The sequence below is a fragment of the Dactylosporangium sp. NPDC051541 genome, from assembly GCF_044454505.1.
GTDB lineage: Bacteria > Actinomycetota > Actinomycetes > Mycobacteriales > Micromonosporaceae > Dactylosporangium.
Genome location: NZ_JBITDU010000003.1, coordinates 153,911 through 174,278 on the forward strand (window position 1 = coordinate 153,911; position 20,368 = coordinate 174,278).

The window sequence follows — 20,368 nt, forward strand, 5'->3', positions numbered from 1 at the left end:
GTCGATGGCTGAGGTCACCGGACGCCGCCCGCTCATGGCCGGCAACTGGAAGATGAACCTGAACCACCTCGAGGCCATCGCGCTGGTCCAGAAGCTGGCCTTCACGCTCAACGAGCAGCAGCTCAACGACGTGGAGGCGGTGGTACTCCCACCGTTCGTCGACATCCGCAGCATCCAGACCCTGGTCGACGGCGACAAGCTGTCGATCGGCTACGGCGCGCAAGACATCTCCGCGCACACCTCCGGCGCCTACACGGGCGAGATCTCCGGGGCGATGCTGGCCAAGCTCGGCTGCCAGTACGTGGTCGTCGGGCACTCCGAGCGGCGCCAGTACCACCGCGAGGACGACGCCCTGGTCAACGCCAAGGTGAAGGCGGCGCTGGCCAACGGCATCGCGCCGATCCTGTGCGTCGGCGAGGGCCTGGAGATCCGCGAGTCGGGCGAGCACGTGGGCTACACCCTCGCGCAGCTCGACGCGGGCCTCGAGAAGATCAAGACCGACGAGGTCGAGAAGATCGTCATCGCGTACGAGCCCGTCTGGGCCATCGGCACCGGCAAGGTGGCGACGCCGGAGGACGCGCAGGAGGTCATCGGGGCGATCCGCACCCGCCTGGCCGAGAAGTACACCGGCGGCACCGCCGACCGGGTGCGCATCCTCTACGGCGGCTCGGTCAAGCACGACAACGTCGCCGCGATCATCGAGCAGCCCGACATCGACGGCGCGCTCGTCGGCGGTGCGAGCATCGACGCCGAGGGTTTCGCACGGATTGTCCGCCTCGGCAAGTAACAAACGTAACTACCGAAACACAGAGCGTCGCGGGTACCCGTTCAGGGCCCCGCGACGTTGTGTTTCGTAACCCACACGTCGTTCCGCGACGCCTGCACGACGCCTAAAGTGGCCCCGTCCACCACCCCTTGACCTGCGTCAAGCCATGCGGACTGGGTTCACCCGCCACGAACGGATGAGTCCGATCGCGCGGCCGGCGTCGTAAGGATCAGCATGCGCCGTCGTCGGAAAACCATTGCCACCATCACCGGACTGGCATTACTGGCCACCGCCGGATGCAGCGACGCCGACGCGAAGAACGGCCCCCAGCCGCCCCGGACCGGCGGCACCGTCCACGTCGTCGTGAGCGCCAAGCCGGCCCACCTCGACCCGCAGCGGGTCGCCACGGCCACCGAGGCCAACCTCAGCCGCCTGCTCACCCGGACGCTCACCACGTTCAAGTCCGAGCCCGGCGCCGCCTCCAGCGAGATCGTGGGCGACCTGGCCACCGACGCCGGCCGGCCCAGCGAGGGCAACCGGGTCTGGGACTTCCAGCTCAAGGACGACCTGCGCTGGGAGGACGGCACCCCGATTACCTGCGCCGACGTCAAGCACGGCGTCGAGCGCAGCTTCGGCGGCGCGTTCTCCGTGGCCCAGCCCTACGCCAAGACGTACCTCGCCAACGCCGAGCGCTACGCCGGGCCCTACAACGGCGGCCAGGAACTCTCGTCCGTCCAGTGCACCGACACCAAGAACGTCCGGTTCACGCTCAACCAGCCGATCGGCGATTTCGGGTACACCGTCGCCATGTCGGTCTTCGCCCCCGTCCCGGCGAAACACGACACGAAGGGCGACTACGACAAGAAGCCGTTCGCGTCCGGCCCGTACAAGCTGCAGGAGAACACCGACCAGCAGCTGGTGTACGTCCGCAACAACTTCTGGGACCGCAAGACCGACACCGTCCGCAAGGCCTACCCCGACAAGATCGTGGTGCAGGTCAACGGCGACCTCCCGACCGTCACCTCCAACCTCATCACCAGCGACGGCGACAACGCGGACACGGTCGAGCTGGACAAGAACGTCGCCCCCAACTTCGTGCAGCAGGTCATCAACGACCCCGACCTGTCCGCCCGGGCGGTCCAGGGCAGCTACGGCGGCATCCGCTACATCGCGCTCAACACCAAGCGGATCCCCAACCTGGACTGCCGCAAGGCCCTCGTCTACGCCTTCGACAAGCGCAAGTTCCGGGCCGCGGCCGGCGGATCGGTCTACGGCGACTACGCGACGACGATGATCGCGCCGCAGCTCAAGGCCCACAAGGACTTCGACCTGTACGACAGCGCCAACAACGTCGAGGGCAAGCCCGATGTCGCCCTCAAGCTCATGGACCAGCAGCAGAAGAGCGGCAAGCCGTGCGCCAATACGCTGACGCTGTCGATCCCCGACCAGAAGGACATCCGGCGCCTGGCCGCGACGATCGTGGAGACGTACCAGCAGATCGGTATTCAGGTAAAGATCAACGGCATTGATCCGAACACCTATTTCGACGTGATCGGCAATCCGGCCAACGCCAACGACCTGCTGTGGGCCGGCTGGATCCCGGACTGGGCCAACGGCTCCGCGGTCATCCCGCCGCTGTTCGACGGCCGGCTCATCCCGACCACCGCGGGCGCCACCAACAACCAGGACTATCCGCTGCTCAACGACCCCGCGATCAACGACCAGATCTCCGCCGCGCTCGCGGAGTCGGTGCCCGATCGGCAGTACCGTCTGTGGGGCGAACTGGACCAGAAGATCGCCGAGCAGGCAGTGACGATCCCGATCGTCTACATGAAAGCCCTGCGCATGGCCGGCACCAATATCCGCGGCGGCTTCATCCACCCGCAGTTCGGCCAGCCCGACCTGTGCGCACTCGGACTCGCCTAGTAAGCTGTCGGACGCTGACTCACCGCCCATCGAGAGGACGACCGCGCCATGACGGCGTTCGCCTACACCCTGATCGTGCTGCTGGTCATCACCAGCCTGCTGCTGACCCTGCTTGTGCTCCTGCACCGCGGCAAGGGCGGCGGCATGTCCAGCATGTTCGGCGGCGGTGTGTCCTCCAGCCTGGCCGGCTCCTCGGTCGCGGAGAAGAACCTCGACCGCTACACGCTCCTGGTCGGGATCATCTGGTTCGCCTGCATCGTGGGCCTCGGCCTGTGGCTGAAAATCGTGGAAAACGGCGGCGCGTAAGAAAGCTTGCCCACGAAGTACTAGACTCGGCGCGCGGTCTGCGAAAGTTGCAGGCCGCGCGCAGGTGTTTACGCCCACACTCCTGCACTCCGTAAGACGTCGTACCCCCCCGACGAACAAGGAGAGAGCAGCCGTGGCAGCTGGCAATGCCATCCGCGGAACACGAGTCGGCTCCGGCCCGGTGCGCTGGGCCGAGCGCGGTGAACAGGCGCCCCGCAACATCGTCGCCTACTGGTGCGCGAACGGGCACCTCACCGAGCCGGTCTTCGCAGCCGAGATCACACCTCCGGACACGTGGGACTGCCCCCGGTGCGGCCAGCCGGCCGGCCAAAACGAGCAGGCCCCACCGGAGCGGCCGCGGCCCGAGCCGTACAAAACCCACCTGGCCTACGTGAAGGAGCGGCGCACCGACGCCGACGGCGAGGCCATCCTCCAGGAGGCCCTCGCCCGCCTCCGCCAACGCACAGGTCGATAAAACGCGGCAGGGGCGCCGGCTTCGACAGAAACCGGCGCCCCTTTGCCGAGCGCGACGCGGGTGTTGCGGATCGATCGGTCGCGACGCGGCTGCTGTGGATCGGGCGCGACGCGGGTGTTGCGGATCGGCCGGTCGCGGCGCGGGTGTTGCGGATCGGTCGCGACGCGGCTGCTGTGGATCGGGCGCGACGCGGGTGTTGCGGATCGGCCGGTCGCGGCGCGGGTGTTGCGGATTGAGCGCGGCGCGGGTGTTGCGGATCGGTCGGTCGCGTGGGTCTTTACTGGTCCTAGCTTAGCCCGCGCCGCCAAACCGGAGACTTACACCGTTCTTATGCCGGGCCAGTCAGACCAGGCTGCGGAATCTCGGCGGGAGTTCGTGGGCGGCCGCGGAATCCAGGAGCCAAAGCGTCAGATCCCTCCCGTGTACTCCAGCCGCCGGGATCTGCCGCGGCCCCGCCGAAGCGAGGGCCAGACCCACCGCGGCCGCCTTCCCGGCCCCGGAGGCGATCAGCCACACCTCGTCGGCCGTGTTGATCGCCGGCAGGGTCAGCGTGGTGCGCACCGGTGGCGGCTTCGGGCTGCCCCGCACCGCCGAGACCGGCCGCGTCTCAAGTGTCACCGGGTGCTCCGGGAACAGCGAGGCCACGTGGCCGTCCTCGCCGACACCCAGCAGCACGACGTCGAAGTGTGGCAGCTCGGCGTGGCCCGGCCGCCCCACGTCAGCCAGCTCGGCGGCGTAGCGGGCGGCCGCCGCCTCGGCGTCGTCGCCGTCGGGGCCGTCGGTGGCGGGCATCGGATGCACCCGGGCCGGGTCCAGCTTCAACGTGTCGAGCAGCGCCGCGCGGGCCTGGGTCTCGTTGCGCTCCGGGTCGCCGGACGGCAGGAACCGCTCATCACCCCACCACAGGTTGATCCGCGACCAGTCGACCGCGTCGCGGGCCGGACTGTCACGGATCGCCTGGTAGATCTGGGCGGCGATCCGCCCCCCGGTCAGCACCACTGTGGCCTCACCGCGCTCGGCCTGCGCGTCCGTGAGCCGAACAATGAGCCGAGCGGCCGCCGACTCCGCCAGCAGCCGCGGCTCGGTGTGGACAACAACCTTCGACTGCGTCATGAAGCCACGGACTCCGGCAGCGGCTCGGCCGCCTCGGGCTTCTCGGCCAAGGCGGGGTCCTTCCAGATGTGCACGCGCGGGGCGCCGCGCTCGCTGAGCAGGCGCTTGCCCGTGCCGGCGGCCAGGGCGGCCGCGTAAGGCTGGTCCGGGTCCAGGCGGCGCAGTTCCTCGGCCAGCTCGTCGCCGAGCGGGCGGCGGCTCAGCGGGAGGATGCGGTCCGGCTGGCCGGTGCGCTGCAGGGTGGCCACGCCCGCGTTGAGGTCGCGGATGAGGTTCATGGAGTTGCCGTCCTCGAGCTCGAGCTCGACCGCCTCCATGATCTTGCCGCTGCCGGACCGGCGGGTCGGGTGGACGCCGACGCGGGCCTCCAGCCAGCCGCCGAGGAGCAAGGCGGTCGGGTCGTGCTCGGGGGCCACGACCGTCACCGACTTCACGCCGGTGCGGTTGGCGTCGAACGCGCCGGCCAGCAGCGTGCGCCACGGGGTGATCCGCGACCAGGCCAGGTCGGTGTCGCCGGGCACGTAGTCGTCGGAGCGTACCTGCAGCGCGGCCACCGGGTCTTCGGCCTGCGCGCTGTCGGTGATGCGGCGGTCGGCGACGACGCCGAGCGGGTCGTAGGCGATCCGCTCCGGCGGGGCGCACTGCCACCAGGTCACCACCGGCACGTCCGGGGCGAGCAGCGGCATGACGACCGACTCGGCGTGCAGCGCCAGCCGGCCCTGCATCCGCATGACGACGGCCTCGCAGGGGCCGAGGCGGCCGCCGACGACGATCTCGGCGTCGAGCCGGGACCGCTGCTGGGTGACGTCGGCGCGCACGATGATGAGCAGCCGGCACGGGTGCGCGGAGGCGGCGATGGTGGCCGCCGCCTCGGCCTCGCGGACCTGGCGCTCGTCGACGACGGCGATCAGGGTCAGCGCCAGGCCGCTGGTCAGGCCGCCGGCGCTGCGCCGCTCGTTGGCCAGGGCCTTGACGACCTCGATGCCGGTGGTGTCCCACAAACCGATCATGTCCATGTCTCCTATTCCCGGCTCAGGCCCGGCGCCAGGCGCGGCCCTCGCGGGCCAGCATCTCGTCGGCGGCCCGTGGCCCCCACTCGCCGGCACGGTACGGCTCGGGCGTCGAACCGGCCCACGCCTCCTCCAGCGGGTCGATCACGTTCCAGCTGGCCTCGACCTCGGCCGAGTCCGGGAACAACGTCTTGTCGCCGATGAGCACGTCGAGGATGAGCCGCTCATAGGCCTCGGGGCTGGCGTCGGTGAACGCCTCGCCGTATTGGAAATCCATCGCGATGTCGCGGACCTCCATGGTCGTGCCCGGCACCTTGGAGCCGAACTTCAGCATCACGCCCTCGTCGGGCTGGACCCGGATGACGAGCTGGTTGTGGCCGAGCATCTCCACGTCGGCGTCGCTGAACGGCAGGTGCGGTGCCTTCTTGAACAGCACGGCGAGCTCGGTGACCCGCCGCGGCATGCGCTTGCCGGCCCGGATGTAGAACGGCACCCCGGCCCACCGGCGGTTCTTGATCTCGAGGCGGGTCGCGACATACGTCTCGGTCTTGGAGTCCTCGGGGACGTCCTTCTCTTCCAGATATCCGGGTACTCGCTCGCCGGCGACCCACCCCGTCAGGTACTGCCCGCGCACCGTGTTGGTGAACACGTCCGTCGGCGGCTTGATGGCGTTGAGCACCTTGAGCTTCTCGGTGCGGATCGCGTCGGCGTCGAACGCGGTCGGCTCCTCCATCGCCATCAGCGCGAGCAACTGCAGCAGGTGGTTCTGCAGCACGTCGCGGGCGGTGCCGACCTTGTCGTAGAAGCCGGCCCGGGTGCCGATGCCGACGTCCTCGGCCATGGTGATCTGCACCGAGTCGACGTAGTTGGAGTTCCACACCGGCTCGAACAGGTTGTTGGCGAACCGCAGCGCCATGATGTTCTGGACGGTCTCCTTGCCCAGATAGTGGTCGATGCGGAACACGTCCTGGCCGGTGAAGGCGTCGTCGACGAGGTCGTTGAGCTGCTTGGCCGAGCTGAGGTCGTAGCCGAACGGCTTCTCGACCACGACCCGCCGCCAGCCGCCGGACTTCGCGTTGTCCGACATGCCGGTGCGCTCGAGCTGCTTGAGCACGACCGGGAACGCCGAAGGCGGGATGGACAGGTAGAACGCCGCGTTGCCGGGGATGCCGGACTCGTCGTGCAGGTCGTCGAGGGTCTGGGCCAGGTGGTCGAAGGCCTGGTCGTCCTCGAACGAGCCGGGCACGAACTTGATGTTGCCGGCGAGCCGCGACCACACCTCCTCCCGCCACGTGGTGCGGGCCCCGTTCTGGGCCGCCTTGCGCGCCAGGTCCTCGAAGTCGCCGTCGCCCCAGTCGCGCCGGGCGAAGCCCAGCACCGCGAAGCTGGGCGGCAGCAGGCCCCGGTTGGCCAGGTCGTAGACGGCCGGGATCAGCTTCTTGCGGGCCAGGTCACCGGTGACGCCGAAGATGACCAGCGCACACGGCTCGGGAATCCGAGGCAGTCGCCGGTCCTGCGGGTCCCGCAGCGGATTGGTCATCAGTTCTCACCCTCCGAGGGCGGCCAACAGTTCCTCTGTACCGGTTGCCCGGTCGGTCAGATGCAAACGCAGGACCGGCCCCTCCGCAGTGCGGGCGGACGCGGCTTGGAGCTCGCCGAACGTGTATGACTTGCCAGGCACCCGCACGTCGTGCGTGACCGCGCCGGTGATGATCAGGGTGGCGCCCGCGCGGGCTCCCCAGCCGAACGTGACGGCCCGGTCGATGCGGCCGGCCAGCGCGTCGCGGGCCTCCGCGACGCGGGCGTCGCCGGCGGGGTCGAGGTGGGCCGCGATCGCGATCCGGCCCCCGGGTGCGACGGCCCGGGCCAGCTCGTCGATCGCGCCGATGAGGGTCGTCGCGGCCGTGTCGCCGTACACCTCGATGGCCCCTTCGACCAGGGCCGGAGCCTCGGCGGGCGGCTCACCGTCCAGACGGCGCAGCAGGTCGTCGCCCTCGGCGGCCGGCGGTGGTGCGACGCCCCCGGCGACCATGGCGGCCTGCTCCCAGGTGAGCAGATGCGCACCGAGCGGGCCGTTGACGGAGAGGTCGGGCCGGATGCCGCCGCCGGGCATGATCGCGCGGCCGAGCACGCCGCCGACGGTCACGCCGAGTACGTCGGGCCCCTCATGCCCCCACGACGAAGGGTTCTCCAGCGCGACGGTCACCAGGGCGGCGCCGAACAGCTGCTCGATCCACGGCCCCAGCCCGTCGATCCCGGTCCCGTCGGAGGCGATCGCGAGCTTGTCCCGCCCTTGACGCACGGCCGCGGCGATCGTCTCACCCAGCGCTACGCCCGGCAAAACGGATATGTCGGCAATGTCGGGCGAGGCAGTGGGCGCCGATGCGATGGGTGCGCCGAAGCCCGCGGGCTGACGTTGCGCGGGCGCAGGAGGAGCCTGGAGCGCCGACGCCTCGGCCAGCAGCGCGGCGGTGTCGGCCCCGGCCAGGCCGGCGGGGACGAGGGCGTAGGCGCTGAGCGCGGACGAGGTGGGGGCCGCGAGGAAGAGTTGAGCGCCCAGTTCAAGGGCGAAAGTCTCGTAGACAGAGTCGGGGGCGGTCACCACGACGAACCGGCGGCCGGCGTCGTGGATTCCGGCGTCCTCGAAGGCCTGCAGCAAGGCCCGCCGATAAGCATCGGTGACGACCGAAGCCTCAGCGGCCGCGAGCACGACGACCGTCCGGCCCACATCGGTCAGGGCCGTATGAAGCTGGTGCGGATCGCCATTGCGCAGGACGGTCAGGTCCAGACCCAGGGTGGCGGCGATCGCCGGGGCCCCCGCGCCCGGGCCGCACACGACGACCCGGTCCAGGCCGTGAGCACGCAGATCGGCTCGTAACGAAACAATCCGCGAGGTCAGCTCGGGGCCGGGCAGAAAGGGAAAGGGGGCGGGTGCGTCCGCCGGACGCGTAGTCGTGGCGACGCCGAACACGGTGAGTCCGGCCGCCGCCACGGCGTCGTCGAGCAGATCAGTCACCCGCCACCCCCTGCATTGCCCAATCTTGACGAACGCAGGCGTCGCGTGCGCCAAATTCCTGCGAACGTCAGGACGCGGAGTTCAGCGCCTGCTGGACGGTGTCGATCATTTCCTTGCCGCTGACGTTGAACTTGTCGACGCCCTCGCGCTCGAGGACCTCGACGACGTCGTTGTAGTCGATGCCGACGGCGGCCAGCTGGTCCATGACCTGCTGGGCCTCGGCGTAGCTGCCGGTCACCGCGTCCGGGCGGACCTCGCCGTGGTCGGCGAAGGCGTGGATGACGGCCTCGGGCATGGTGTTGACGGTGCCCGGGGCGACGAGCTCCTCGACGTAGATGACGTCGCGGTATTCCGGGTTCTTGGTCGACGTCGACGCCCACAGCGGCCGCTGCGGCTGCGCGCCCGCGTTGGCCAGGGCCTGCCACCGCTCCGAGGAGAACAGCTGCTCGTAGAGCTTGTAGGCCAGCTTCGCGTTGGCGATGGCGGCCTTGCCCTTGAGCGCCTTGGCCTCGTCGCTGCCGATCTTGTCGAGGCGCTTGTCGTATTCGGTGTCGACGCGCGACACGAAGAACGACGCCACCGAGCCGATCTTGGACAGGTCGTGGCCGTTGGCCTTGGCCTGCTCGAGCCCGTCGAAGAAGGCGTTGATGACGGCCTCGTAGCGCTCCAGCGAGAAGATCAGCGTCACGTTGACGCTGATGCCCTTGGCGAGCGTCTCGGTGATCGCCGGGATGCCCTCGTGGGTCGCTGGGATCTTGATGAACAGGTTGTCGCGGTCAACCAGCCACCACAGCTCCTTCGCCTCGGCGTGGGTGCGGTGGGTGTTGGCGGCCAGGGCCGGGTCGACCTCGATCGAGACGCGGCCGTCGATGCCGTTGCTGGCGTCGGCGGCCGGCTTGAGCACGTCACAGGCCCAGCGCACGTCGTGCGCCATGATCGAGCGCATCGCCTCCGGGACCGAGGTCTCGCGCAGGGCCAGGTCCTTGACCTGCTCCTCGTAGTCCTCGGCCGCGGTGACGGCCTTGGCGAAGATCGTCGGGTTGGTGGTCACGCCGACGACGTGCTGCTCGCGGCGGAGCTTGTCCAGCCCGCCGCTGGTCAGCCGCTGCCGGGAGAGGTCGTCGAGCCAGATCGCCACACCAGCGGCGGCGAGCTCGGCCAGCCGATCGGAACTCATCGCGGTCTCCTTAGTGCTGTCAGTTGCCAGTGGTGAAGCCGGTGATCTCGCCGACCCTGGCGAGGGAGGCGTGCGCGGCCGCCACGACCTTGTCGGCGGTGAAGCCGAACTGCTCGAACAGCACCGTGTAGGGGGCGCTGGCGCCGTAGTGCTCGATGCTCACGGCCTCGCCGCAGTCGCCGAGGTACTTCTGCCACGACATCGCGATGCCGGCCTCGACGGTGACGCGGGCCTTCACGCCGGTCGGGATGACCTGCTGGCGGTAGGCGAGGTCCTGCTCCTCGAACCACTCCTGGCACGGCATCGACACGACCCGGGTGGGCGTGCCGTCGGCCTCGAGCCGCTCCTGGGCCTGGACCGCGAGCTGCAGCTCGGAGCCGGTGGCGATGAGGATCACCTGCGGCTGGGCGTTGGACGCGTCCTTGAGGATGTAGCCGCCCTTGGCCACGTTGTCGGCCGAGGCGTAGACGCCCCGGTCCAGCGTGGGCAGGTTTTGCCGGGTGAGCGCGAGCGCCACCGGCTGGTCCCTGCGCAGCAGGGCCGCCTTCCAGGCCTGCGCGGTCTCGTTGGCGTCGCCGGGGCGGACCACCGCCAGGCCGGGGATGGCGCGCAGCGCCGAGAGGTGCTCGACCGGCTGGTGCGTCGGGCCGTCCTCGCCGAGGCCGATGGAGTCGTGCGTCCACACGTAGACGACCGGCTGCCGCATGATCGCGGCGAGGCGGACCGCCGGGCGCATGTAGTCGGAGAAGACGAGGAACGTGCCGCCATACGGACGGGTCGGCCCGTGCAGCTTGATCCCGTTGAGGATGGCGCCCATGCCGTGCTCGCGAATACCGAAGTGCAGTGTCCGTCCGTACTCGTCCCCCGGGAACGCCTTCGTGGCGAACTCGGAGGGCAGGAACGACGGCTCGCCCTCCATCGTCGTGTTGTTGCTCTCGGCCAGGTCGGCCGAGCCGCCCCACAGCTCCGGCAGGACCGCGGCCAAGGCGCCGAGCGTGTCACCGGACGCCTTGCGGGTGGCGACACCCTTCTCGCTCGCGGGGAACTCCGGCAGCGCCTTCTCCCAGCCGTCCGGCAGCGCGCCGGCCAGGAGGCGGTCCAGCAGGGCGGCCCGGTCGCCGGCGCCCTCGCGCCACTTGCCGAAGCTCGTGTCCCACTCCGCGTGCTGCGCCTTGCCCCGCTCGATGGCGCCGCGGGTGTGCGCGAGCACCTCGTCGGCCACCTCGAAGGTCAGCGCGGGGTCGAAGCCGAGGACCTCCTTGGTCGCCTTGACCTCGTCGGCGCCGAGGGCCGAGCCGTGAATCTTGCCGGTGTTCTGCTTCTTCGGCGCGGGCCAGCCGATGATGGTCCGCAGCGCGATGAAGGTCGGCTTGTCGGTGACGGCGTGGCCGGCCTGGATCGCGTCCCAGAGGGCCTGGACGTCCTCCTGGTAGACGCCGTCGCCGGAGTCGTGGCCCTTGCGCCAGTCGACGATGTGCACGTCGAAGCCGTAGGCCTCGTAGCGCTTGGCCACGTCCTCGCTCTTGGCGACCTTGGTGTCGTCCTCGATCGAGATCTCGTTGTCGTCGTAGATGACGGTCAGGTTGCCCAGCTTCTGGTGCCCGGCGAGCGCGCTCACCTCGTGGCTGATGCCCTCTTCGATGTCACCGTCGGAGCACAGCACGTAGACGTTGTGGTCGAACAGGCTCTGCCCGACGCCCGGCTCCGGGTCGAACAGGCCGCGCTCGCGGCGGGCCGCCATGGCGAAGCCGACCGCGTTGCCGACGCCCTGGCCCAGCGGGCCGGTGGTGGTCTCCACACCGGCCGTGTGCCCGTGCTCCGGGTGGCCCGGTGTGAGCGAGCCCCACTGCCGCAGCGACTTGAGGTCGTCGATGCTCAGGCCGTAACCGGCCAGGTAGAGCTGGATGTACAGCGTCAGGCTGGAGTGCCCGCAGGAGAGCACGAACCGGTCGCGGCCGAGCCAGTTGGGGTCGGTCGGGTCGTGCTTCATGACCTTCTGGAAGAGAAGGTAGGCGGCCGGTGCCAGGCTCATCGCGGTGCCGGGGTGGCCGTTGCCGGCCTTCTCGACGGCGTCCATCGCGAGCACCCGGACCGTGTCGACCGCACGCCGGTCGACGTCGGACCAGGAAAGCTCGGGACCCTTGCCCTTTTCAACGCTCACGGCGGTGCTGCTCCTGTCGAACGGCGAGTTGGTGAAAGTCTCTCGAGGGTTATCAAGTCCGACCCTACCCACGATCGGGTGGCCCCACGCGCACTCGACCATGTTTCGGACATCGGCGACGCTGCCTGCGGCAACGGTAGTCGATGGCCGCATCGGGCCGCCGGGCCCCGGATGAGCCCCGATCCGGGCAAGGCGGGCACGCCGCCACCAGTTCAGCCCTGCGCGAAATTCCACCCAGCCCGGTTCGGCTCCGCTTCGCGCGGGCCGAACCGGCCCGGGGCCCGGACCAGCCAGTCGGTTGCCGGTCCCGGGGTCGCCGTCCGAGCAGCCACGATCCTGTTCTACGATGCGGGAGCCCGCTGATCTCGGCGGTGCACCGGCTCGGCCTCGCCCCGGAAGGTGGCAATCCAGACGTGACGCAGCTCGTCGACCACAGTGCCATCGCGAAGCGTCCGGCTGGTCCCGCCGAGAGTTCGATCCGCCCCACCACCGCGGCCGCCCTGGCCCGGCTGCAGCAGCAGGAGGCGGCCGAGCGGCGGGCCGGCATCGGCGCGGTCGTCAAGGCCTACGTCTCCCTGACCAAGCCGCGGATCGTCGAGCTCCTGCTGGTCACCACCGTCCCGGTCATGTTCCTGGCCGACAAGGGCCTGCCGTCACTGTGGCTGGTGCTCGTCGTGCTGGTCGGCGGCTCACTCGCGGCCGGCGCGGCCAACGCGCTCAACTGCTACATCGACCGCGACATCGACCAGCTGATGAACCGCACCAAGCGGCGCCCGCTGGCCACGCACACGGTCTCGCCCCGCAGCGCCCTGATCTTCGGCCTCACCCTGGCCGTGGTCTCCACGGCGCTGATGGCCACCTTCACCAACCTGCTGGCCACGCTGCTGACCGCCGGGGCGATCGTCTACTACGACGTCGTCTACACGATGTGGCTCAAGCGCACCACGCCGCAGAACACGGTCTGGGGCGGCGCGTGCGGCGCGGCCCCGGTGCTGATCGGCTGGGCCGCGGTCACCGGCGGGCTGTCCTGGACCGCGTGGATCCTGTTCGCCGTGGTCTTCCTGTGGCAGCCGCCGCACTTCTACGCCCTGGCCATCAAGTTCAAGGCCGACTACGCCCGGGCCGGCATCCCCATGCTGCCCGTCGTGCGCAGCCTGCGCCGGGTCGGCCTGGAGACGGTGATCTACAGCTGGCTGACCGTCGGCGCCTCCATCGCGCTGTGGCCGCTCGGCATGACCGCGCTCTACGGTGTGGTCGCGCTCGTCACCGGCGCCCTGCTGCTGGTCGAGGCCCACCGCCTCTACGGCCGGGCCCGCCGCGAGGAGCCGCTGAAGCCGATGCGGCTCTTCCACTGGTCGGTGACCTACCTGACGCTGCTGTTCGCGGCCGTCGCGGTCGACGTCTTCCTGCAATAAGCGACGCAGTAAAGGCTCCGGTAGGCGTAAGTTTCACCCAGAAACGCCCGAATTTTTTGGCACAACGCGCCTGCCCCTTTCGAGAGTTCACCAGAAGTGACGCATGTCTCGCTTTGCGCGGTATGGCGGCATGAAGAAAATCCGGATATTTACGGACATGGCCGGACGAATAGCGGAGCGTCACTGCTAAACATGATCGTAAGAACGGTCACATCGGACCAGGAGTTCACCCGCAGGTGGCTTTTCGTCCCTCTAGTCTGGCGCTCATGGCAGATGGTTCCGATACGACGATGACCCTCAACCGCCCGGTTCCGGGCGGCCTGCTCGCCGGCCTCAAGTCCTTCGCGGAGGACCACGGCGGCGCGAAAGCGGTCATCGAGTACGTCGGCCGGCGCGGTGCCCGCATCGTGCTCGTCGGAGAGGACGGCGTCTGGGGCGACCAGATGGCCGATGGCACCGACACCGCCCGCGCCGCCTGCGCCCAGGCCGGGGTCACGATCGAGAACGCGTGGGAGCGGGAGCTCCTCGAGCACATGCGGCCGAGCAACGACCTCTGGCGTTCCATGGGGCGCCGCACGCTTTCCCGGTAGCGTGCCGTCCGCCGCGGGTACAGTCGCGGCGTGAACCAAGATCCAAACCGCGAAATCCACGAGATCAGCGACAACCGCGATACTTCCCCGTCCACCGCGACCCGGGCCGCCGCCCGGGTCGCTCTCGTTACCTGCGCCGAACTGCCGGACCTGGACCAGGACGACCGCGCGCTCATCCCGGCCCTGGCCGCCCGGGGCATCACGGCCGAGCCGGTCGCCTGGGACGCGCCCGGCGTCGACTGGGCCGCCTACGACCTCGCGGTGATCCGCAACACCTGGGACTACCCGAAGCGGCGGGCCGAGTTCACCGCCTGGGCCCGCTCCGTCCCGGGTCTGGCCAACCCGGCCGCCGTCATCGAGTGGAACACCGACAAGCGCTACCTGCGCGAGCTCGCCGCGGCCGGCATCCCGATCGTCCCCACCACCTGGGTCGAGCCCGGCGACGCGTTCGTGCCCGAGGGCACCGGCGAGATCGTCGTCAAGCCCGCGATCAGCGCCGGCAGCATCGACACCGGGCGGTACGACCTGGCCACCCAGGCCCAGCTGGTGGCCAAGGAGGTGCGGCGGCTGCAGGACGCGGGCCGCCTGGTGATGATCCAGCCGTACCTGGAGGCGGTCGACACGGCGGGGGAGACGGCGCTGCTGTTCTTCGCCGGCGAGTTCAGCCACGCGATCCGCAAGGGTGCGATCCTCACCGGCCCGTATGTCGAGGGCGACCTGCTGTACCAGAACGAGAACATCTCCCCGCGCACGCCGTCGGCCGCGGAGCAGGCGCTGGCCGCCCGGGTCCTCGAAGCGCTGCCGGTGCCGGCCGCCGACCTGCTGTACACCCGCATCGATCTGCTGCCGTCCCCGGACGGTCCGGTGGTCATCGAGGTCGAGCTGGCCGAGCCGTCCCTGTTCTTCGGCTACGCCCCCGGCTCGGCCGACCGCTTCGCCGCCGCGGTGGAGCGTCGCCTCACATAGCGCGCGCGGGTGCCGATATGGCCACCGTGAAGCGGCGCGTCGGCGCGGGCATCGTCCTGTTCTCCGCCCTGGTCACCGGGGTGGCCGGGTGCAGCGTGCTGCCCGGGCTGAACGGCGGCGCCGCAACGGACGGCACCACATCGGACAAGAGCAAACACGGTGTCGTCGACCTGCCCGAGAAGACGGTGTACTCGCGCGGCGACGCCGTCGACCCGAACGCCTCCAACACCACGGGCGCCCCGGTGCGCGGCCCGATCGCGTCGCTGTCGCCGTTCCCGTCGCGCACCCGGTCCGTGGCCACGCCCAGCTTCAGCCCCACCGAGTGCACCGGGGTCTACCGCCAGGGCGTGGTCAACGGGGCCGACGTGACCCCCGGCACGACGTCGGCCGTGGTCAGCTGGTGGAACATCGGCGACCCGTCGCTCGTCGACTACCAGCTGGCGGCCGTCCCGCAGCGGCTCTACCAGGGCCCGCAGCCGGCCTGGAGCTGGCAGACGGTGGCCAAGGGCGCCGGCTGCAGCCGGGTCACCGCGACCGTCACCGGCCTGACCTCGGGTGATCCGTATGTCTTCGTCATCCACGCGAAGCTCAAGAAGTACGAGACATTGCCGCCCATCGTCCCGGAGGTGGCGCGCAGCAATGCGACAGTCATGCTGTAGGGCATGGGCACCCACCGCGCGGCCGAGCCGCCAGAGCCGATCCAGCCGTCCCTGCTGACCTTCCACGACGCCGCCACCGGTGAATACACCACGCTGAGCGCGTCCGAGCTGGGTGAATGCGCGGCCCAGGTGGCCGGGCTGCTGCGCGAGGGCTGCGGGCTGGACGCGGGCGGGCGGGCGGCGGTCCTGCTGCCGCCGCACTGGCTCACCGCCGCCGTCCTGATGGGCGGCTGGTCGGCCGGGCTGGAGCTGTCGCTGCAGGGAAAGGCGACGGCCGGGCTGGCGGTGCACGAGCCGGAGGCGGACTCGCCCTACGACGTCTCGTTCGTCGCGGCCGGGCGGATCGGCTCGTGGCTGGAGAACGTGCCGGTGGCCAAGCACCAGTTCTCGCTGTTCACCGAGGAGCCGCCGCCGGGGTACCGCGACCTCGAGACCGCCATCGATGACTTCTCCCCCCACCTGCCGGCCTTCGGCCACACCCGGCCCGGCGACGCCGCCACGCCCGACGGCACCAGCTACGGCCAGTGGGGTGCCCTGGCCGCCGAGATCGCCGGCCAGCTGGGTCTGCGCCCCGGCGACCGCCTGCTCGTCGACGCGAACGAGCACGAGCACCCGCTCAAGTGGCTGCTGGCCCCGCTGGCGGCCGGCGCGTCGGTGGTCATCTGCGCCAACGGCACCCCGGAGGTCCTGGACGCCCTGGCCGTGCGCGAGGAAACGACGCACAGCCTGCGTTGACAACCTTCTGGTTGTTAAACCACTGAGTTGTCGGTACCGTCGCTGCCATGGCAGTTGCAACCGACGACCTCAGTCTCGTCTTCGCGGCCCTGGCCGACCCGACCCGCCGAGCCATCCTGGAGCGGCTGGCCGCGGGCGAGGCGACGGTCCACCAGCTGGCCGAGCCGTTCGCGATGACCCAGCAGGCCGTCTCCAAGCACCTGAAGGTCCTGGAGACGGCCCACCTCATCACCCGCACCCGCGACGCCCAGTCGCGCCCGTGCGCGCTGGAGCCCGAGCGCCTCACGGCGGCCTCCGGCTGGATCGAACGCCACCGCGCCCTGTGGGCCGACCGCCACGACCGCCTGGCCGCGCACCTGGACCGGCTGTCGTGAGCGAGACCGGGGAGCTGACGTTCAGCCGCATCCACCGGGCCGGGCCGGACCTGCTGTTCGACTGCATGACCCAGCCCGAGCACCTGACGCACTTCTGGGGCCCCACCGGCACCACGACCCCGCTCGACGGCATCGTGGTGGAGCTGCGCCCGGGCGGCCGCTTCGAGACCACGATGGTCGGCGCCGACGGCCGGAGCTACACCATGCGCGCCGTCTACGCCGAGATCGACCGCCCGCACCGCCTGGTCTGGATCGAGGCCGGGCGGGAGGGCACAGGGATGCGCACCGAGGTCACCTTCCACGACCTCGGCGACGGCCGCACCGAGGTCGTCACCCACCAGACCAACGTGCCCGAGGCCTACCGCCGCGCCGAGGCCCGCGCGGGCTTCGCCACCAGCCTCGACCGCTTCGACGCCTACCTGGCCACTTTGTAAGGAGCACCATGCCCACGACCACATCCGCCGACGGCACCGCGATCGGCTACGAATCGATCGGCTCCGGCCCGGCCCTGGTCCTCGTCGACGGCGCCTGCTGCTTCCGCGCGGCCGGCCCGATGCGCCCCCTGGCCTCGGCCCTGTCCCAGCACTTCGCGGTGCACACCTACGACCGCCGCGGCCGCGGCGAGAGCGGCGACACGCAACCCTACGCACCCGCGCGCGAGGTGGAGGACCTCCAAGCCGTCATCGCGGCCGCGGGCGGCGCGGCGAGCGTCTACACGATGTCCTCGGGCGGGGCGATCGGCCTGGCCGCGGCCGCCCAGGGCGCCGAGATCAGGGCCCTCGCCGTCTACGAGCCCCCGTTCGGCAGCGACTCGCCCGAGTACACCGCCGAGCTCGCCCGGCTGCTGGCCGCCGGCGCGCACGGGGACGCCGTGGCCCTGTTCATGGCGAAGGTCGGCATGCCACCGCCGGCCATCGCCGGGTTCCGCACCACGCCCGGGTTCCGGGTCCTGGAGGGGATCGCGCCGACCCTGGCCTACGACGACGCCGTGCTCCGCGAGCCGATCGACTGGGCGGCGGTCCGGGTGCCGTGCACGGTCGTCGCGGGCGGCGCCAGCCCCGAGTTCCTCCAGCACGCCGCCCGGACCACGGCCGAGCGCATCCCGGGCGCGGCGCTCGAGGTCCTCGACGGCCAGACCCACGACGTGGACCCGGCCGTCCTCGCGCCGCTGCTGATCAAGCTGCTGAGCTGATCAAGCGGCCGAGCTGAGCATGTGTTTGCGGCGGCGCAGACGGATCGTCGTCAGCGCCGCCGTGATGCCGACCAGCAGCACGGTGCACACGGCGCCGTGGACCAGGCCGCGCTGGAGATACCCGGCGTCGGTGAGGTCGACCGCGTAGGTGCCGAGCTCCCGGTTGGACCACAGCGGCAGCAGCCGGGCCGAGCTCTTCTCCGGGTTCATCAGGAACTGCAGCCCGATCATCGAGATGAGCAGCAGCGCGCCCTCCAGGTCGCGCGGGACGACGGCCCCGATCAGCAGGCCCAGCGGCGCGGCCACGAGCACGGTCACGGCGAACATGAGCACGATCGCGCCCGGGCGCCGCAGGTCCTGGTCCAGCAGGATGATCCCGCAGTACACGGCGGCGAGGGCCAGCCCGATGCCGACGAGGGCCAGGAGACGCCCGGTGTAGAGCTGCGACGGGCGGTACCCGCTGAGTCGCAGTCTTGGCTCTGAGCCCTTGGCGGCGTTGCCGGAGAACAGACCGAGCGCGCTCACCGCGAACGCCAGGCCGAGGCTCGCGAACCGGATCGACTGGCCGACCTTCTCGTCGTGTTTGGCCAGGTAGAACGCGAGCGGCACGAGGGCGAGGAGGGCGATCGCGGCCCGCCGCCGCACCAGGTCGCGGGTCACCATCTCGGCGACGACGATCGTCCGGCGCACGCTCACACCCCCACCGGCGTCAGGTCCAGGACCGTGTCGACCCGGTCGAGGACGTTGAGCATGTGCGTCACCACGACGACGGCCCGGCCCTCCGCGCGCCAGCGGAACACCCACTCCCAGAAGTCGGTGTAGGAGCCGCGGTCGAAGCCCTGATACGGCTCGTCGAGCAGGATCAGGCCGGGGTCGCCGAGCGCGGCCAGGACCAGGTTCAGCTTTTGCTGGGTGCCCCCGGAAAGGTGCCGCGCGGCCGGGGCGTCGGCCGCCTCCCAGGACAGCTCGCGGGCCATCCGCCGCCCGGCCCGCCGCGACGGCGCCTTGCCGACCCCGCGGCCGGCGCCGAACAGCTCGAAGTGCTCGTCGGGGCGCAGGAACTGGAACAGGCCGGCCTGCTGCGGACAGTATCCGAGCGCTCCGCTCACCGTGACCGTCCCCGCGTCCGGGCTGATCAGACCCGCGCAGATCTTCAGGAACGTCGACTTGCCGGCCCCGTTGGCGCCGACGATCGCCGCGACCTGCCCGGCGTGCACGGTGAGGTCGACCGACTCGAGCACGGTCCGCCGCCCGTACCGCTTGCTGATCCCGGACGCCCGCAGGCGCGCTGGTCCGTACTCCATGCCAAGTCCAACGCTCCGGTGCGGCCGCTAGGTTGCGGCGGCCGCCCGCTTGATCCCGTACGCCTCCAGGGCCCGGTCGACGAGCAGCCCGGCCGCACTGAGGTCGCCGCCGCGGCCGCTCCGGGCCAGGTTGGCCCGCATGACGTCGGGGTGCACCAGTACCCGCTCCAGGGCCGCCCGCAGCCAGGACGCGGCCGAGCCGGTGGCGACGAGCAGGTCGCGCAGGGTGCGCCACTCGGCGAGCCCGGCCTCGACCGTCCCCTCGTGCTCCGGCCCGGCCGCCGCGAGCAGGTTCGCCACCAGCCCGGGCGCGGCCGCCGCGCATCCGAGCGCGCCGGCCGCGGCCGGCGACGTGTCCGACACCTCGTCGATCTCCGGCTGGGCCAGGAGCGTCAGGTCCCGGGCGACCTTGGCCATCGCCGCGGCGGCCGACCCCAGCGCCCCGCCGAGGTCGGTGATGCGGGTGCGCTCGGCGGGCCAGGGCAGCGCGGGCTCGCCGAGGCCGAGGAGCGTGGCCAGGCCCTCGACCACGTCCGGCCCGGCGTCCCCGAATGACGCCAGCGTCCCGGCCGCCCCGCCGAACTGCACGGCCAGCCGCTCGGCCCGCACCTGGTCCAGGCGCCGCCGGGCGGCGTCGAGCCCGCCCAGCCAGCCCGCGGCCTTGAGCCCGAACGTGGTCGGCGCGCTCGGGCGCAGTCCGGTCCGGCCGATCGTGACCGTCTCCCGGTGCTCCCGCGCGAGGCGAGCGGTGAGCTCGGCCGCGGCCCGCAGGTCGGCGATGAGCGGCCGCAGCGCCCGGGCGGCCACCAGCATGCCGGCCGTGTCGAGGATGTCCTGGCTGGACGCGCCCTGGTGCACGGCCGCGGCCGCGAACTCGGGGACGGCCCGGCGCAGGGCCTCGACCAGGGGTGCGACGGGGTCGCCGCCGGTGGCGACCGAGAACGACTCCGGCCGCGCGCAGGCCGCCCCGATCGCGTCGGCGGCCTCCTGGTCGAGCAGTCCGCTGAACGCCCCCACCTCGGCCAGGGCCGCCTCGACCTGCAACATCGCGGCCAGCCAGGCGTCGTCGCCGACGGCCGCGGCCACCTCGCCCCGGGCCAGTACCCCGCCGAACAGGCTCGCAGTAGGTCCCACGTCTTGCTTATCGGGCCTTCCGCCAGCCGGAAGAGACTTTGCTACCGGC

At 71.0% G+C, this 20,368-nt stretch carries 21 protein-coding genes; 12 read left to right on the top strand and 9 right to left on the bottom strand.

All coding sequences use genetic code 11. The annotated features are described in order from the left end of the window. Nucleotides 1–4 precede the first annotated feature (4 nt). The 4 genes from tpiA (at nucleotide 5) to ACIA8L_RS14845 (ending at nucleotide 3,473) form a co-directional block, all read left to right on the top strand. The gene (gene tpiA, locus ACIA8L_RS14830) at nucleotides 5–787 is read left to right on the top strand and encodes a triose-phosphate isomerase (RefSeq protein WP_395904491.1); all 783 of its coding nucleotides are present in this window, start codon (nucleotides 5–7) and stop codon (nucleotides 785–787) included. Nucleotides 788–1,000: 213 nt separating this feature from the next. Beyond that, nucleotides 1,001–2,692 (top strand): ABC transporter substrate-binding protein, encoded by a 1,692-nt coding sequence (locus ACIA8L_RS14835; protein ID WP_395904493.1) that lies wholly within the window; start codon nucleotides 1,001–1,003, stop codon nucleotides 2,690–2,692. Between the two features lie 48 nt (nucleotides 2,693–2,740). Continuing rightward, the gene (secG, locus tag ACIA8L_RS14840) at nucleotides 2,741–2,998 is read left to right on the top strand and encodes a preprotein translocase subunit SecG (RefSeq protein ID WP_395904495.1); all 258 of its coding nucleotides are present in this window, start codon (nucleotides 2,741–2,743) and stop codon (nucleotides 2,996–2,998) included. 133 nt (nucleotides 2,999–3,131) lie between these two features. After that, nucleotides 3,132–3,473, top strand: a complete 342-nt coding sequence (locus ACIA8L_RS14845) for an RNA polymerase-binding protein RbpA (protein ID WP_395904497.1) — start codon at nucleotides 3,132–3,134, stop codon at nucleotides 3,471–3,473. 342 nt (nucleotides 3,474–3,815) lie between these two features. Here ACIA8L_RS14845 and pgl read toward each other — a convergent pair whose 3' ends face one another. The 6 genes from pgl to tkt form a co-directional block, all read right to left on the bottom strand. After that, entirely contained in the window at nucleotides 3,816–4,586 is a 771-nt protein-coding gene (gene pgl / locus ACIA8L_RS14850; protein WP_395904499.1) for a 6-phosphogluconolactonase, read from the bottom strand. Continuing rightward, entirely contained in the window at nucleotides 4,583–5,596 is a 1,014-nt protein-coding gene (locus ACIA8L_RS14855; RefSeq protein WP_395904501.1) for a glucose-6-phosphate dehydrogenase assembly protein OpcA, read from the bottom strand. The genes pgl and ACIA8L_RS14855 overlap by 4 nt, the downstream gene beginning before the upstream one ends. 22 nt (nucleotides 5,597–5,618) lie before the next feature. After that, nucleotides 5,619–7,136: a glucose-6-phosphate dehydrogenase gene (zwf, locus tag ACIA8L_RS14860; RefSeq protein WP_395904503.1), complete on the bottom strand. Its 1,518-nt coding sequence runs from the start codon at nucleotides 7,134–7,136 to the stop codon at nucleotides 5,619–5,621. Nucleotides 7,137–7,142: 6 nt separating this feature from the next. Further along, complete coding sequence (locus ACIA8L_RS14865) at nucleotides 7,143–8,612, bottom strand: glucose-6-phosphate isomerase (RefSeq protein WP_395904504.1); 1,470 nt, start codon at nucleotides 8,610–8,612, stop codon at nucleotides 7,143–7,145. Nucleotides 8,613–8,679: 67 nt separating this feature from the next. Further along, entirely contained in the window at nucleotides 8,680–9,789 is a 1,110-nt protein-coding gene (tal, locus tag ACIA8L_RS14870) for a transaldolase (RefSeq protein ID WP_395904506.1), read from the bottom strand. A 19-nt stretch (nucleotides 9,790–9,808) separates the two neighbouring features. Continuing rightward, nucleotides 9,809–11,950: a transketolase gene (gene tkt, locus ACIA8L_RS14875; protein ID WP_395904508.1), complete on the bottom strand. Its 2,142-nt coding sequence runs from the start codon at nucleotides 11,948–11,950 to the stop codon at nucleotides 9,809–9,811. Between the two features lie 500 nt (nucleotides 11,951–12,450). Here tkt and ACIA8L_RS14880 point away from each other — a divergent pair, with 500 nt between their 5' ends. From ACIA8L_RS14880 to ACIA8L_RS14915, 8 genes are all read left to right on the top strand, one after another. Beyond that, nucleotides 12,451–13,365 (top strand): heme o synthase, encoded by a 915-nt coding sequence (locus ACIA8L_RS14880; RefSeq protein ID WP_395906269.1) that lies wholly within the window; start codon nucleotides 12,451–12,453, stop codon nucleotides 13,363–13,365. A gap of 266 nt (nucleotides 13,366–13,631) precedes the next feature. Further along, on the top strand, nucleotides 13,632–13,955 hold the full coding sequence (locus ACIA8L_RS14885; protein WP_395904510.1) for a hypothetical protein: 324 nt from the start codon (nucleotides 13,632–13,634) through the stop codon (nucleotides 13,953–13,955). A 63-nt stretch (nucleotides 13,956–14,018) separates the two neighbouring features. Next, nucleotides 14,019–14,921, top strand: a complete 903-nt coding sequence (locus tag ACIA8L_RS14890; protein WP_395906271.1) for a RimK family alpha-L-glutamate ligase — start codon at nucleotides 14,019–14,021, stop codon at nucleotides 14,919–14,921. 17 nt (nucleotides 14,922–14,938) lie between these two features. Then, complete coding sequence (locus tag ACIA8L_RS14895) at nucleotides 14,939–15,580, top strand: hypothetical protein (RefSeq protein ID WP_395904512.1); 642 nt, start codon at nucleotides 14,939–14,941, stop codon at nucleotides 15,578–15,580. Between the two features lie 3 nt (nucleotides 15,581–15,583). Then, nucleotides 15,584–16,315, top strand: coding sequence for a TIGR03089 family protein (locus tag ACIA8L_RS14900; RefSeq protein WP_395904514.1), 732 nt, complete (start codon nucleotides 15,584–15,586; stop codon nucleotides 16,313–16,315). A 47-nt stretch (nucleotides 16,316–16,362) separates the two neighbouring features. Then, on the top strand, nucleotides 16,363–16,689 hold the full coding sequence (locus tag ACIA8L_RS14905) for an ArsR/SmtB family transcription factor (RefSeq protein ID WP_395904516.1): 327 nt from the start codon (nucleotides 16,363–16,365) through the stop codon (nucleotides 16,687–16,689). Next, nucleotides 16,686–17,123, top strand: coding sequence for an SRPBCC domain-containing protein (locus ACIA8L_RS14910; protein WP_395904518.1), 438 nt, complete (start codon nucleotides 16,686–16,688; stop codon nucleotides 17,121–17,123). Before ACIA8L_RS14905 ends, ACIA8L_RS14910 begins: the two co-directional genes overlap by 4 nt. Nucleotides 17,124–17,131: 8 nt before the next feature. Beyond that, entirely contained in the window at nucleotides 17,132–17,881 is a 750-nt protein-coding gene (locus ACIA8L_RS14915) for an alpha/beta fold hydrolase (RefSeq protein ID WP_395904520.1), read from the top strand. Here ACIA8L_RS14915 and ACIA8L_RS14920 read toward each other — a convergent pair whose 3' ends face one another. Genes ACIA8L_RS14920 through ACIA8L_RS14930 form a run of 3 tightly spaced genes read right to left on the bottom strand, consistent with a single transcriptional unit; the run spans nucleotide 17,882 to nucleotide 20,319 of the window. Next, nucleotides 17,882–18,571 carry an ABC transporter permease gene (locus ACIA8L_RS14920; RefSeq protein WP_395904522.1) on the bottom strand — a complete coding sequence of 230 codons (690 nt, stop codon included), beginning with the start codon at nucleotides 18,569–18,571 and terminating at the stop codon, nucleotides 17,882–17,884. Nucleotides 18,572–18,573: 2 nt separating this feature from the next. Beyond that, nucleotides 18,574–19,185 carry an ATP-binding cassette domain-containing protein gene (locus ACIA8L_RS14925; RefSeq protein WP_395904524.1) on the bottom strand — a complete coding sequence of 204 codons (612 nt, stop codon included), beginning with the start codon at nucleotides 19,183–19,185 and terminating at the stop codon, nucleotides 18,574–18,576. A gap of 27 nt (nucleotides 19,186–19,212) precedes the next feature. Next, entirely contained in the window at nucleotides 19,213–20,319 is a 1,107-nt protein-coding gene (locus ACIA8L_RS14930) for a lyase family protein (protein WP_395904526.1), read from the bottom strand. Between the last annotated feature and the right edge of the window lie 49 nt (nucleotides 20,320–20,368).

Coding starts and splice junctions, on each gene's coding strand:
- ACIA8L_RS14835 (WP_395904493.1), top strand. CDS start 1,001: ATGCGCCGTCGTCGGAAAACCATTGCCACCATCACCGGACTGGCATTA.
- tpiA (WP_395904491.1), top strand. CDS start 5: ATGGCTGAGGTCACCGGACGCCGCCCGCTCATGGCCGGCAACTGGAAG.
- tal (WP_395904506.1), bottom strand. CDS start 9,789: ATGAGTTCCGATCGGCTGGCCGAGCTCGCCGCCGCTGGTGTGGCGATC.
- ACIA8L_RS14915 (WP_395904520.1), top strand. CDS start 17,132: ATGCCCACGACCACATCCGCCGACGGCACCGCGATCGGCTACGAATCG.
- zwf (WP_395904503.1), bottom strand. CDS start 7,136: ATGACCAATCCGCTGCGGGACCCGCAGGACCGGCGACTGCCTCGGATT.
- pgl (WP_395904499.1), bottom strand. CDS start 4,586: ATGACGCAGTCGAAGGTTGTTGTCCACACCGAGCCGCGGCTGCTGGCG.
- ACIA8L_RS14855 (WP_395904501.1), bottom strand. CDS start 5,596: ATGATCGGTTTGTGGGACACCACCGGCATCGAGGTCGTCAAGGCCCTG.
- ACIA8L_RS14900 (WP_395904514.1), top strand. CDS start 15,584: ATGGGCACCCACCGCGCGGCCGAGCCGCCAGAGCCGATCCAGCCGTCC.
- ACIA8L_RS14905 (WP_395904516.1), top strand. CDS start 16,363: ATGGCAGTTGCAACCGACGACCTCAGTCTCGTCTTCGCGGCCCTGGCC.
- secG (WP_395904495.1), top strand. CDS start 2,741: ATGACGGCGTTCGCCTACACCCTGATCGTGCTGCTGGTCATCACCAGC.
- ACIA8L_RS14895 (WP_395904512.1), top strand. CDS start 14,939: ATGGCCACCGTGAAGCGGCGCGTCGGCGCGGGCATCGTCCTGTTCTCC.
- ACIA8L_RS14885 (WP_395904510.1), top strand. CDS start 13,632: ATGGCAGATGGTTCCGATACGACGATGACCCTCAACCGCCCGGTTCCG.
- ACIA8L_RS14925 (WP_395904524.1), bottom strand. CDS start 19,185: ATGGAGTACGGACCAGCGCGCCTGCGGGCGTCCGGGATCAGCAAGCGG.